Raw genomic sequence first — 11,304 nt, 5'->3', positions numbered from 1 at the left:
CCCAGGCCGACTCCGGGCCGACAACCCGGCCGATTCCCGGGCCGATGACGAGGGGCGACTCCAAGGGTGGGGTCGCGGGTCAATCCTGGGGTGAGAGGGCCTGTTCGGCGAGGTGCTGGGTGAGGCGGTCGAGGAAGGGGCGCTGGCCCTTGCCGAGTTTGTCGAGGGCGATGTCCGGGGTGAACCAGGCGGCGCGGTCGATTTCGGGGAATTGCTGGATGCGGCCGGAGCGAGGTGGCCATTCCATGTCGAAGTGGCCGGGGACGATCTCGGACGGGTCCAGGTCGGCTTCGACTGCCCAGACGGTGACCTGCTTCTTGCCGCGGCCGCTGCCGTATTGGACGTCGCCGAGGGGCGTCCAGTCGCCGGCGGGGACGGGGAGGCCGAGTTCCTCGGTGAATTCGCGGCGGGCGGCGGATTGCGGATCCTCTTCGGCGGGTTCGTATTCGCCCTTGGGAATGGACCAGGCGGAGGCGTCCTTCTTCGCCCAGAGCGGGCCGCCCATATGGCCGAGCAGTACTTCGAGGCCGGATGTGCGGCGGAACAACAGGACTCCCGCGCTGTACCTGAGGCTCATGTTCGCAGTCTGCCCGGTTCCACTGACAGGCGCACACTCGGGGCGCTACAGTGAGCGACGTTGCGGCAAACTGGTCGGCCGGATCAACTCTGGATAACCGCCGGATAATTTCCGTCCGTTTTCGCATGCCCGAAACTCTTTCGCTAACTGAGCTTTCCACTAGGCTTGCTGGCTGGGCCGGCTGGGAATTCGGGGTTTGAAGCTCCTGAGCGTCCCGACAGTGACACACCTGATGACGGATGGGATACCGCATGGAGTTCCGCAGCGCCACGACGGCAGCCGCCCTGGTGATCGGCGCACTGACCGTGGCAACCGGATCGGCGAATGCCGAGCCCGAGGCCCCCGAAACCCCAGAGCACATCACGTACTCGACCAAGCTGGTGGACAAGACGGTCGTCACCACGCTCAAAGGCGGAACCTTCGAACTCTCGCGAGCCCTGGACAGCCAACTCGAAGCCGGCGGCGGCGAGCGGCTGATCGAGAAGAACGGCGTGCTCGTCGCACCGGACGGCACTCCCGCCGACCCGGCCGCCGTGGTGGATGTCGTGGACGTGAAGGACGGCGAGGGCAATGTGCTGCTCACCCTTCCCCTCGAATTCAATCTGGGACCGGTCCCCATCCCGGTGAAGTCCGAGGTCGACAAGGACGCCACCGTCCTGTCCATCACCCCCGACAAGCCGTCGGACGCGGACCTCACCCAGCCGCTGGCCGTGAAACCCGTTGCCTCGCAGCTGGAGAACCAGCGCGCCCTCAATGACTTCACCACCCAGTTCGGCCTGGCCACCACCATCGGCGGCTTCGTCGGCACCGCCATCGGCGCGACCATCGGCTGTATCGTCACGCTGGTGGCGGGCTGTATCCCCGGCCTGACCACGGGCGCGACCGCGGGCGGCATCATAGGCACCATCGCCCTGGGCGGCCCCACCCTCATCGCCTCCGGAATCGACCTGCTCACCACCATGAACGCCGCCGACGGCACCACCAAGTGGGCCGAGAAGCCGAAGGTCACCACCCAGGCCCCCCAGCCCGAACAGCCCAAGTAGCGGCTGGCCCGCCGCCGCGGAACCGCCTGCCGCTCAGTCTTCTTCGTAGACCACGTGGTAGCGGCGGGTGTGGCGGTTGAGGGCGGCGGGGTCGAAGCGGCCACCTCGGCCGACTTCGGCGCGATGCTCGATCAACGCCTCCACCACGCATTCCCAGCCACCGGGCGAGGAGATCTGGACGACCCGCGGCGGCGGCGTCGAACCCGGGCGGATGGCGTGCGGAACACCGTGCGGCAGCAGGACGAACTGTCCCGCGCCCACGGTGTGCACACGGTCGTCGAACTCGACCTCGAGCACACCGTCCAGCACGTAGATGCACTCATCGGCCACATGATGGGTGTGCCGCGGAACCGGCTGGGCGACAGTGACTTCCAGTACCGAGAACAGCCCGTCGGTGTCCTCGGAGCGGGCCTTGACGCCGAAGGCGGGCGGAATCGGGATGCGCCCCGGCCGCACCGCGCCCTTCTCCAGCGTGAAAAACCGTTCCGGATCACCCCATTCGGCGGGATCGCCCTGCCCGAGGTGATAGCGCATCCCATGCCGCTTGCCGATCTCATTGGCCTTGTCCCAGTCGCGATCTCCGGTCCAGTCGCCGCTCTGACGGGCCTCGGTGATGTCCTCCAGATACCGCTCCCAGCCACCCGGCGCCGACAGCTGCAGGGCATGCACGATCGAGCCGTCGCCGCCGAGATTGCGCATGGCGTGCGTGACTCCGCGCGGCACCAGGAAACACATTCCGCTGGTGATCCGGTGGGTCGCGCCGCCGAAGTCGACGCCGAGCTCGCCATCGACGACATAGACGAATTCGTCGAACGTGTCGTGCACGTGCGCGGGGATGTCACCGCTCCCCCGGTTCTCCATCAGCGTGAACCGCCCTTGGGTGTCGTCGATACCCGCTTTGATCGTCGTCCACGGCGGCAACGGCACCCGGGTCGGGCGGGAAGCGCCGGGATCGAGCACGAAGAAACGGTCTTCTGACATGACAAACCCTTCAATAAACGGAGTCGGATTCCGGTTCCGTCAGCCTGCCCGAGCCCGATCCCGATGTCAATGCCACGTATGCTTCCGCCATGCCGACGCCGTCCCGCCGACCTCGCGCCGACGCCGGACGTAACCGCGCACGCGTCCTGGAGGTCGCCGCGCACCTGTTCACCGAACGCGGCGGCGAGGTCCAGATGGCCGACGTCGCCCGCACCGCCGGAGTCGGCATCGGCACCGTCTACCGCCACTTCCCGACCCGCCAGGCCCTGGTCGAGGCAATCGCCGAGCAACGCTTCCTCGAAATCCTCGGCTTCGCACGAACAATGTGCGAGAAGGCAGCATCCGGCCGCGAGGCCGTGCGAACCCTGCTGGAGCACATCGGCCAGGTGCACGAGGACGGGCGCGCACTGTCCCGGGTGATCGAATCGACACTGGGCAACACCGCACCACGCGGCCCGGTCCAGGCCGAACTCCGAGAACTGGGCGACACCTTGATCGCACGAGGCACAGCCGACGGAACCCTGCGCCAGGACGCGACTTTCGACGACCTCTACATGCTCGTGGGAGCCCTCGCCACCGTCGCCCGGGCGAACATCGGCGACTGGCACCGCTTCATCGACATCACACTCGCGGGCCTGGAACCCCGCACGGATCCGGCCTCCCCATGATCACGCCCGGCCGCACGAGAACCTGTTCCGCACGACCCCTACCCGATCCCCTACCGTGGGGCTGAGCACACGGGCACGGAGAGGGGTGCGGACACCATGCGCAGAACGATGGCCAGAGAACTCCACCGCGATGAAATCGATCTGTACGAACCGGTCGGAACAATAGATATGGCGCTCAGCCGATTCGGCGCCGCCGACATCCACGGCGCCATCGACGAGGTGGCCCGCGCCGCCGCGGAACTGGGCGGCGACTACTTCTGGGTGGCCGAGAGCCTGGGCGATCACATCGTCGCCGAAGTCTTCCGGCGTCCGGTTGAGCGCCGATAGCCCGCAGATCCGGGGCAGCGAGAATCGAAAGATGGTCGGGGTGACAGGATTTGAACCTGTCATTTATCACGATCTTGGTAGCAGTATGACGTGCCGAAATGTCTTGTCTGCCAGGTAGAATGAGATGTGATGATGGTGACCGGGAGAGACACGAACGGTCACGTTTTGACCCTTGTTAGGCAGAGATTAGGCACGAATATGGCACAGGCGAAGCGATCGTTCGGCGCTCCTCGTAAGACTTCCTCCGGTCGGTGGCAGGCGCGATACACCGGACCGGACGGTCAGCAGCACAAAGGCCCGCGCACCTGGGAGTCGAAAGACGACTGCATCGGGTGGCTGTCGGAGGAACGCAAGCTGATCGAACTTGGCGTGTGGACGCCCCCGGCGGAGCGGCAGCGCGCCGAGGAGGCAGCAAAGACCGCGCACGTGCTCACTGTGCGCCGCTACTGCGATACCTGGCATGAGGAGTCGGAGAACCGGCTCAAGCCGCGCACGCACAAGCTGTACCGGGGCTACCTGGACAACGTGATTTTTCCCGAGCTGGGAGACGTGCCGTTGGACGAGTTGACGTTGCCCCGGGTGCGGGCCTGGTTCGCCAAGCTGGACCGGTTCCCGACGCGCAACGCCAATGCATATTCGCTGCTGCGGACGATCATGCGGCAGGCGGTGGAGGATGAGTTGATTCCGGCGAATCCGTGCCGGATCAAGGGGGCGGGGTCGAAGAAGCGCACGGTGGAGCCGATTGCGTTGTCGGCGACCGAGATTCGACAGCTCGCCGACCACATGCCGGAAAAGTGGCGAGCACTGGTGCTGGTGGCCGGTTTCGGTGGGTTGCGGTGGGGTGAGGTGAGCGCGTTGCGGCGCGGTGACTTCAAACTCACCGGTAAGGACTGCGAGGTGGCAGTGGCGCGTGCTGCGGTACGGATCAAGAAGGACGTGATCGTGGGAACACCAAAAACCAAGGCCGCGCTGCGAACGGTGTCGTTGCCTACTCCGCTGCGGAAAGTGCTTGCGGCCCATCTGGTCGCGCATGCCGCTGGCGGTCGTGATGGATTGGTCTTCCCGTCCGATCGTGGCGAGGTACTGCACGCGAACACGATTCGAAAGCAGTTGAAGAAGGCTGCCGACAAGCTCGGATACCCGGCATTGCGGTTCCATGACTTGCGGCACTCGGCGGCGACGTTGTTCGCACAGCAGGGCGCGACGCTGTCGGATCACATGGCGTTCATGGGCCACGCCAGCGTGGCGATGAGCCAGCGCTACGTCCATTCCAGCGCCGCGCGCAATCGGCAACTGGTCGCCAAAATGTGGGCTGCGTAACACTTTCCGTACCGCCCCGCCCGATCGTCGCAGGTCGCGCGGGGCGTCCGCGTATCTGACTGGTCGTGACTGACAGAATCATCTCGAGACAGCAGTTGACCCGCGATATTCTCATTTCCAGAACGCAACAGCGTTCGATTCCGGTTAAGGCATGCTCCGCGCGTGCGAGATTCTCCAGGCTCACACCTATGCGCGCACCTTTGACCCTCCCAGCTGCAAGGACAACTAAATATGGCAAACATGGCACGCACCTACCCTCGCTACGTCTCACTCGAAACAGCGGCGGAACAGTGGGGTATTTCCGCACGCACTCTGCGGCGTCGCATCTCGGACGGCACCATCACTGGTTATCGCGTTCCAGGCACTCGTGCTGTTCGGGTGGACTTGAACGAACTCGACAGGCTCATGAAGCCAATGCGGTAACTCCGTTGAATTGTTCCTTCGGTTCGTTCATTTCGATCGTTCACAACTGAATAGGGGTTGCCATGAGTAGACGGGAATCGGAAACGTTTTCGATCGTTCCGCATGCGGTGTTGGACGCGATGGCCGAGGGCAAGGTGTCGGCGCAGGCGGTAGCGTTGTATGCGGTTATAGCGCGTCATGCGGGTCGTGACAGCGGCCAGGCGTGGCCGTCTCGCACCACGTTGGCACGGGCGCTGGGGTGGAAGAAGGCCGATTCGATTGACAAGTACCTGAATCAACTTGAGGCGGCAGGAATTCTCAAGGTGGCAGCGCGGTACGGCAACCGAGCCGATGCGGTTTCCGACGTGCGTGATGACGTCCACCGAGGCCGCCTCAGCAGCCTCTACACCCTGCTGATACGCCACGCTCCCTTGCCCGCCGACAGGGGTAAGGGTCACCCCGCGCAGCGGACAAGCGTTACCCCCGAGAACAAGCAAGGGGCTACCCGCTGGCGGGGGTACAAACAAGAATTCATTCAACAAGAATCAAAAACCAGAGGCGCGCGGCCCGCCCCAGCGGGGGCGCGGCCCGCCGAGCTGCCGTCGTGGCTGATGTCGGTGAAGCAGCCCGAGGATGCTTCTCCGTTTTCACCGCCGAAGCGACCCTTGCCGAGCAACTGGCAACCCAAAGCCGAAGAACAAGAACACGCGCAGCGTCTAGGGCTCAACTTCGGGGACCTGGTGCCGCAGTTCCGGGAGTTGATGGCAGGGCATGAGCGTTCCGAATGGGATACGACCTTCGAACTATTCATCAATGATGTTGCTGCGCAGCGAAACCCGGCGACGCTGCCGATGAGCGCGTGAGCCCAGTACAGGACATCCCTTCCTGCCGGAAGTGTCCCCGACCCCACAAGAGAGCACCAAAATGCCCGAAGATCCAACGTGCCCGCTCCCGGCTCGCATCCCCAATGACCGGCGGGGCTGGCTCACATTCACCACCGAACTCTCAGCACCGTTGCAACGCGCCGAGGACACCACGCACGCAGCTGATTTCGATGCGTGTCCGCGTGACCGCACGCGTCCGGCGACCGAGACGGAGAAGGCGTTGCTGCGGGCACTGGGATTGCGATTGCCCGAAGACCAGCCCGGTGCAACTGAAGCCGCTCGGCTGCTCACGAAAGTCGAGTACCTCGCGCCGACCTTGCGCCGCCGGACATGGCCCGCCTTGGCTGAACAGAACCCCGATTCGCTGACTACCGATGGAGAACAAGAATGAATGCCGATGACGCCGTGAACGATCACGCCGCAACCGATTCCGACGCCCTGAATGCCTTGCAGAGCCACGAAGACGGTTCCGCCAACCATCCGCCCACCCCCACTGACGATAGCGACGCTGACAGCAACGCGAGTGACAACCCGAATGCCGAAGCGGCGAAGTGGCGACGCAAGCTCCGCACCACTGAAGCCGAACTGGCCACCGTGCGCGAACAACTCGGCCGATACCAGCGCGCAGCAATCGAACTGGTAGCAGCGAAGTATCTAGAAGTGCCTGCCGATCTGTTTGATATCGGCCTTGTCGATATGGCCGCTCTGCTGGACGAGAACGGCGACCTAGACGCCACAAAGATCCACAACGCCGCCGAGGAGCTGCTGGCGAAACGCCCTCGTTTGGCAACCGTTGCCCGCCGAACTGGCGTGCGTCATCCAAATTGGGGACAGGGGCAAACCGGGGAAGTTCGCAGAAGCGGCGGCTCATGGAACAAGCTGATCAGCGGCTAGCCAGGGATCATCTAGCCATGTTCTGACAAACCACCGATAATCGAATCAGAACTGCGCGCTACGAAAATTGTTCACAGTTCCCAGCGTTCGCCTTTGATGGCAAACGTCCGAAGCTCCGAGAGCCGGACGAACAGTATCCACGTTCGTTTCTCGGAGCTTTCTCATGTCTCTTTCTACCGTTACCGGCGCTGCCATCCTCAATCATGCACAGATCGAGGAAAGCCTCGTAAAGCCGCTCGAATCCACTGCGGCAATCGCCTTGTGCTCCACCATCGTTCGCACGCCCGGCGCATCGGCGCTGCGTATCCCGATCACCGCTGCCACGCCTACCGCGTCGTTCGTCGCTGAGGGCGCGGAAATCCCTGTCACCGACGCCGATTTGGAAGAGCTGGTGCTCACGCCGCGCAAGCTAGCTGGCCTGAGTGTCATTACGTCCGAACTTGCACAGACCTCCACGCCTGCCGCTGCTGACATTGTCGGCGGCGGGCTGGCGAAGGACATCGCGAAGAAACTCGATATGGGCGCATTCGGGAATCTGCCCGCCCCCGCCCCACCCGGTCTCGCCGCCCTGTCCGGCGTGAAGGCCGTGACCGCGCATGTATCCGGCGGCAAGATGACCGATTTCGATTGGGCCGCAGAGGCGGAAAGCCTGTCCGCGATCGCTGGCGGGAACATTACCCACTGGGTAGCCGCTCCCGATGCCGCCTTGCTGGTGGCTACAACGCCCCTGGGCGGCACGGGCGGGCTCATGCCAGCCTTGCAGCCCGATCCGACGCTGCCGACGCGCCGCCAGGTGCTGGGACGGCCGTTGATCGTTTCCCCCGCCGTCGCGCCACGAACCATTTGGGGAATCGACAACAGCCGCAGCTTCCTCGCCATTAGCGAGGAAGTGACGCTGGAATCCGACCGCAGTGTGTACTTCACCTCCGATCGCATCGCCATCCGCGCGAAACTGCGCGTCTGCTACGGCTGGCCCGAACCGGCGACCGTCGTGAAGATCACCATCCCGGAGTAGCCAAATGAGCGACACCACAACAGTTTCCAACAGCTCGTCGGTGCTCTGCCGTGTCCGAGGACCGCACCTGATATTCGACTCTGCCAGTAACAGCCACATCGGCGCTGACGGACTCGTGCGAGTGCGCCCTATGACGGCAGCGAAATGGGCTCGGCGTGGATGGGCGGACATCGTTCCCGACAACTCCGAGGGGCATGCGGAGAGCAAGACCGAAGCGGCTTCCGCAGCGCGGAAGAAGACGGTTCGAACCACTCGCCCCTCAGTAGTAGCAGCACCCAAACGACCCACAGCCCCAGCCGCACAGCGAGACCGGGACTGACCAGGGGCAACGCCAAATGCCGGGCTATGGGAAGCCCCATGGCTCCCATTTATTGGGCACCGGGTCGCTCTGTTGTTTCTACCGGGTACGGCATCCCAGGCCCTTTTTTCGGGTCAGGTGAGGACACGCGATACCCGGTGTCCCGGAGGCTATCGAGCGTCGGGGCGCGGGTCTCGCATCGACGCCGGCCGCTCTTCGGGGAAGAACGCACCCGGCACCGTTGCGGGGATCTTCCGGCGCTGCTTCCGAACGGCAGTGTCGAGCTGGTCGAAGCGCTGAAGCAGCGCGATGCCAGCCAGCACGGTCTGGCGATGGGACTCCATCGCATCGTCGAAGGACACGGCAGGGTCTTCGTACCGGAAAATCCTGGCAATGGCATGCATCGCATCGTTGCGGGCCGCCGACCATGTCTTGATCTCGGCGACCACCTCACGGAAGGCTGGATCAACCTCCACACCCGCACTGTTCTTGTGACCAACCAACTTGCCGCACAACGTGCCGACCGCAGAAACCGCGATCGAGTCCGTACCCACCAGATGAGCGAGGCGACTCGCGAGCCTGTCCCCGATCAGGGAGTCGAGAATCGCGATCGCCTCGAGGTGGTACCCCTGGCTCAGGCAGCGCTCGACCCTGTCGAATGCGTCGGCGTAACGACGCCAGCGCTTGTTGCCGAGCCCGTTCCCACGCGACTTCTCGCGCATGAGATCAACCATTGCTCCCCCTTTGTACGGTGTGTTCAGCGGTCCGACCCTACCGTGAGATACCTTTGGTTGCTTGCGATCTCATCGCCGAAGCTATGAGCCTGGCTGGTCGTTGTGTCGCTCGCTTCGCCTGCTGATGGCTGCACGGATCAACGCCCGAGCCGCCTCACCCGTGACTGATTGACTCGCCAAGGTGTCGAACGCTCGCCCGTACAACGCGACCTCCCTCGGTTGCGTCACAGTCAATTCGGCGGTGTGTGCCTCGACCTTCACCATGCGGTTGTCGAACATCACGAATCCTTCGAGGACCACGAGCGCTTCGGCAGTCAGCGGAACGATGCCCAGCGTGACGCGGGGCATTCCGATGATCGTCTGAAGTCGGTCGAGCTGGCCTCGCATCACGTCGTCATCTCCGACTGTCGTATACAGCGATGTCTCGCCGATGAGGAAGTGGAACTGGTGGCCTCGCCTGTACAGGACTTGTTGCCGCTCCATGCGCTTGGATACCCCGGCATCCAGGTCGTCAGGTAGGCGGTAGAACTCGATTACTCGTCTCAGCTTGGCCTCGGCGTACTCTGCGGTTTGCAGTAGTCCGGGGATGATCTGCGGCTCGTAGTTCCGGACGAGGGCCGTCTCGGCCTCGAGCCTCAACGCCAGTTGTTGGCCGCGCTTCACACCTGTTCCGAGTAGTCGCCGCCACTCGAGCCATGCGGAGTCGATGTTGTGGAGGCTGGCAAGCAGGTCGGGTAACTGCTCGTTCGCGTCGCAGTGGGAACAGTAGGCGCGAAGGTCAGCTGTTGAGGGCCTAGCTTTTCCATGTTCGATGCGCGAGACCTTGGACTCGTGCCAGCCCTCACGGGCGGAAAGCTCTCGGCCGGTGATTCCGGCATCACGGCGGATCTCCCGGAGCCGCTTGCCAAGAGCCTCCCGCGCCTCCTGTACCGAATCGGTCACTACTGGCTAGTCACCGGAGATTCGTCGATGTACTCCCGATACGGCGTCGCTACGGCCAACAGCCGGTCCTTCACGCCACGGCAATACGTCGCGATCCTCGGATCGGTCGTAATTGCAACGCCAGCTGGCCGCCCCGCCTGGTCAACCAGGTTGAAGGCAACGCGACTGCCGTCGAACAACCACCAGTCATCGCCAGGCACATCGGCTGGATCAACGAGATGCCTTGGCAGATAACGGATGTCCTCGCCCGCCTCGACGTTCTCGCCGGTGACCGACAGCAGCCACCGCTGGTAGTCGCTGTGCGGAACAGTGACAACCCGGACACGGCTAACGGCGACGCCGCGGCCCGTCATCTCCCGGATCATGTCGGTCCAGTCGGACTTGTCGTAGTCCGGCGGCGGCTCACCGTCGAGGAATCGCCGGAGCGGCTCGTACTCGCTCGCGACCGCGTAGGTATCGCGAACTTCCATGTGGTAGGCCGACTCTCGGCATTCGTGAAACAGGTCGTCCCAGTCGTCAACGCCGCGAAATTCCACCGAAGTAGATCCTCTCAGCTCTCGGAACCTCGATCGCTGTCTCGAAGTCTTCCATGGTCAGCTGCTCAAGCGTTCCGCTATCGGTGATCGGCCGTCCCGACAGGATGAAGGACCCCCTGCCTGTATCGGTCATCGCCGTCGCGATGAAACCCTCCTCCCCCACGAATCCGAGCAGCGCGTGCGGAATCTCGATGGTTTCAGGGCGGTCGGTCCTCCAGCCCTGGACGACAAAACTCCGCCGATCAGTGGCGTACAGGGTGGGGCAGTTCTTCTTATCAGAGCCACACTTACCGAGGAAATTCAGATGCATGATCCCAGCCTCCGGCTGACTACTTGCGTGTATTTGGACTAGCGACCTCTATGGTCCTCTGGCCCTGCAAATATCGCTAGCAGATGCATCTAACTGCGCAAGTATTCGCAAGTTCGTAGACATCGGTGCAGGCAGATTCGTAGCGTCGGTTCATGGCGTTCGGGGCTAGTGCAGTCGTCCTAGCCCCGGACTGCCTTGCCAGTGTGGGCCGTCTGCCGGGGAGAGATCGTGAAGCGTCAACTACCACAGCGGAAACCAGGACCGTACCGCTTCATGGCGTGGACGGTTCCGATGCTGTCCGTCGAACTGTTGGCACGGTTTGCCGATGCCGTGGACCGCCGGGCTGCTGAGGCTGCCGAGAAGAGCCGATCAC

General features: G+C 63.6%; 15 protein-coding genes. 9 read left to right on the top strand and 6 right to left on the bottom strand.

Annotated features, from left to right (window positions below):
- Positions 1–79: 79 nt before the first annotated feature.
- Complete coding sequence (locus tag ACFVIV_RS20110; protein ID WP_379198367.1) at positions 80–577, bottom strand: NUDIX domain-containing protein; 498 nt, start codon at positions 575–577, stop codon at positions 80–82.
- Between the two features lie 251 nt (positions 578–828).
- Between ACFVIV_RS20110 and ACFVIV_RS20105 the strand changes: the two genes are divergently transcribed.
- Entirely contained in the window at positions 829–1,620 is a 792-nt protein-coding gene (locus ACFVIV_RS20105) for a hypothetical protein (protein WP_379198365.1), read from the top strand.
- Positions 1,621–1,653: 33 nt separating this feature from the next.
- On the opposite strand, the gene ACFVIV_RS20100 is transcribed toward ACFVIV_RS20105, so the two are convergent.
- Entirely contained in the window at positions 1,654–2,601 is a 948-nt protein-coding gene (locus ACFVIV_RS20100; RefSeq protein ID WP_379198363.1) for a cupin domain-containing protein, read from the bottom strand.
- Positions 2,602–2,690: 89 nt separating this feature from the next.
- Here ACFVIV_RS20100 and ACFVIV_RS20095 point away from each other — a divergent pair, with 89 nt between their 5' ends.
- The 8 genes from ACFVIV_RS20095 (at position 2,691) to ACFVIV_RS20060 (ending at position 8,111) form a co-directional block, all read left to right on the top strand.
- Positions 2,691–3,269 carry a TetR/AcrR family transcriptional regulator gene (locus ACFVIV_RS20095; protein WP_379198361.1) on the top strand — a complete coding sequence of 193 codons (579 nt, stop codon included), beginning with the start codon at positions 2,691–2,693 and terminating at the stop codon, positions 3,267–3,269.
- A 108-nt stretch (positions 3,270–3,377) separates the two neighbouring features.
- Positions 3,378–3,596, top strand: a complete 219-nt coding sequence (locus ACFVIV_RS20090) for a hypothetical protein (protein ID WP_379198359.1) — start codon at positions 3,378–3,380, stop codon at positions 3,594–3,596.
- Positions 3,597–3,794: 198 nt separating this feature from the next.
- Entirely contained in the window at positions 3,795–4,916 is a 1,122-nt protein-coding gene (gene xerC / locus ACFVIV_RS20085; RefSeq protein ID WP_379198358.1) for a tyrosine recombinase XerC, read from the top strand.
- A gap of 231 nt (positions 4,917–5,147) precedes the next feature.
- On the top strand, positions 5,148–5,339 hold the full coding sequence (locus ACFVIV_RS20080; RefSeq protein WP_379198356.1) for a helix-turn-helix transcriptional regulator: 192 nt from the start codon (positions 5,148–5,150) through the stop codon (positions 5,337–5,339).
- 62 nt (positions 5,340–5,401) lie between these two features.
- Positions 5,402–6,181: a helix-turn-helix domain-containing protein gene (locus tag ACFVIV_RS20075; protein WP_379198353.1), complete on the top strand. Its 780-nt coding sequence runs from the start codon at positions 5,402–5,404 to the stop codon at positions 6,179–6,181.
- A 61-nt stretch (positions 6,182–6,242) separates the two neighbouring features.
- The gene (locus tag ACFVIV_RS20070) at positions 6,243–6,593 is read left to right on the top strand and encodes a hypothetical protein (RefSeq protein ID WP_379198352.1); all 351 of its coding nucleotides are present in this window, start codon (positions 6,243–6,245) and stop codon (positions 6,591–6,593) included.
- The gene (locus tag ACFVIV_RS20065) at positions 6,590–7,096 is read left to right on the top strand and encodes a hypothetical protein (RefSeq protein ID WP_379198350.1); all 507 of its coding nucleotides are present in this window, start codon (positions 6,590–6,592) and stop codon (positions 7,094–7,096) included. The genes ACFVIV_RS20070 and ACFVIV_RS20065 overlap by 4 nt, the downstream gene beginning before the upstream one ends.
- Positions 7,097–7,259: 163 nt before the next feature.
- Positions 7,260–8,111, top strand: a complete 852-nt coding sequence (locus tag ACFVIV_RS20060; protein WP_379198348.1) for a phage major capsid protein — start codon at positions 7,260–7,262, stop codon at positions 8,109–8,111.
- 468 nt (positions 8,112–8,579) lie between these two features.
- Here the strand turns inward: ACFVIV_RS20060 and ACFVIV_RS20055 are convergent, their stop codons facing one another.
- The 4 genes from ACFVIV_RS20055 to ACFVIV_RS20040 all read right to left on the bottom strand — a co-directional run bounded on the left by ACFVIV_RS20055 (position 8,580) and on the right by ACFVIV_RS20040 (position 10,931).
- Positions 8,580–9,143 carry a hypothetical protein gene (locus tag ACFVIV_RS20055; protein ID WP_379198346.1) on the bottom strand — a complete coding sequence of 188 codons (564 nt, stop codon included), beginning with the start codon at positions 9,141–9,143 and terminating at the stop codon, positions 8,580–8,582.
- Between the two features lie 81 nt (positions 9,144–9,224).
- Complete coding sequence (locus ACFVIV_RS20050; RefSeq protein WP_379198344.1) at positions 9,225–10,085, bottom strand: helix-turn-helix domain-containing protein; 861 nt, start codon at positions 10,083–10,085, stop codon at positions 9,225–9,227.
- A complete protein-coding gene (locus ACFVIV_RS20045) occupies positions 10,085–10,621 on the bottom strand; it encodes a DUF6879 family protein (RefSeq protein WP_379198342.1) in 537 nt (178 codons plus the stop codon). The genes ACFVIV_RS20050 and ACFVIV_RS20045 overlap by 1 nt, the downstream gene beginning before the upstream one ends.
- The gene (locus ACFVIV_RS20040) at positions 10,602–10,931 is read right to left on the bottom strand and encodes a hypothetical protein (protein WP_379198340.1); all 330 of its coding nucleotides are present in this window, start codon (positions 10,929–10,931) and stop codon (positions 10,602–10,604) included. The genes ACFVIV_RS20045 and ACFVIV_RS20040 overlap by 20 nt, the downstream gene beginning before the upstream one ends.
- Between the last annotated feature and the right edge of the window lie 373 nt (positions 10,932–11,304).

Origin of the sequence: Nocardia sp. NPDC127526 (assembly GCF_042672265.1) — a bacterium.
In the GTDB taxonomy this organism is placed as follows: domain Bacteria; phylum Actinomycetota; class Actinomycetes; order Mycobacteriales; family Mycobacteriaceae; genus Nocardia.
Note: the sequence above shows the minus strand (reverse complement) of the source record. Positions and strands in the feature narration are given on the sequence as shown.

Excerpts from the sequence above, each read along its gene's own strand:
- ACFVIV_RS20110 (WP_379198367.1), bottom strand. The coding sequence starts at position 577 with ATGAGCCTCAGGTACAGCGCGGGAGTCCTGTTGTTCCGCCGCACATCC.
- ACFVIV_RS20105 (WP_379198365.1), top strand. The coding sequence starts at position 829 with ATGGAGTTCCGCAGCGCCACGACGGCAGCCGCCCTGGTGATCGGCGCA.
- ACFVIV_RS20100 (WP_379198363.1), bottom strand. The coding sequence starts at position 2,601 with ATGTCAGAAGACCGTTTCTTCGTGCTCGATCCCGGCGCTTCCCGCCCG.
- ACFVIV_RS20095 (WP_379198361.1), top strand. The coding sequence starts at position 2,691 with ATGCCGACGCCGTCCCGCCGACCTCGCGCCGACGCCGGACGTAACCGC.
- ACFVIV_RS20090 (WP_379198359.1), top strand. The coding sequence starts at position 3,378 with ATGGCCAGAGAACTCCACCGCGATGAAATCGATCTGTACGAACCGGTC.
- xerC (WP_379198358.1), top strand. The coding sequence starts at position 3,795 with ATGGCACAGGCGAAGCGATCGTTCGGCGCTCCTCGTAAGACTTCCTCC.
- ACFVIV_RS20080 (WP_379198356.1), top strand. The coding sequence starts at position 5,148 with ATGGCAAACATGGCACGCACCTACCCTCGCTACGTCTCACTCGAAACA.
- ACFVIV_RS20075 (WP_379198353.1), top strand. The coding sequence starts at position 5,402 with ATGAGTAGACGGGAATCGGAAACGTTTTCGATCGTTCCGCATGCGGTG.
- ACFVIV_RS20070 (WP_379198352.1), top strand. The coding sequence starts at position 6,243 with ATGCCCGAAGATCCAACGTGCCCGCTCCCGGCTCGCATCCCCAATGAC.
- ACFVIV_RS20065 (WP_379198350.1), top strand. The coding sequence starts at position 6,590 with ATGAATGCCGATGACGCCGTGAACGATCACGCCGCAACCGATTCCGAC.
- ACFVIV_RS20060 (WP_379198348.1), top strand. The coding sequence starts at position 7,260 with ATGTCTCTTTCTACCGTTACCGGCGCTGCCATCCTCAATCATGCACAG.
- ACFVIV_RS20055 (WP_379198346.1), bottom strand. The coding sequence starts at position 9,143 with ATGGTTGATCTCATGCGCGAGAAGTCGCGTGGGAACGGGCTCGGCAAC.
- ACFVIV_RS20040 (WP_379198340.1), bottom strand. The coding sequence starts at position 10,931 with ATGCATCTGAATTTCCTCGGTAAGTGTGGCTCTGATAAGAAGAACTGC.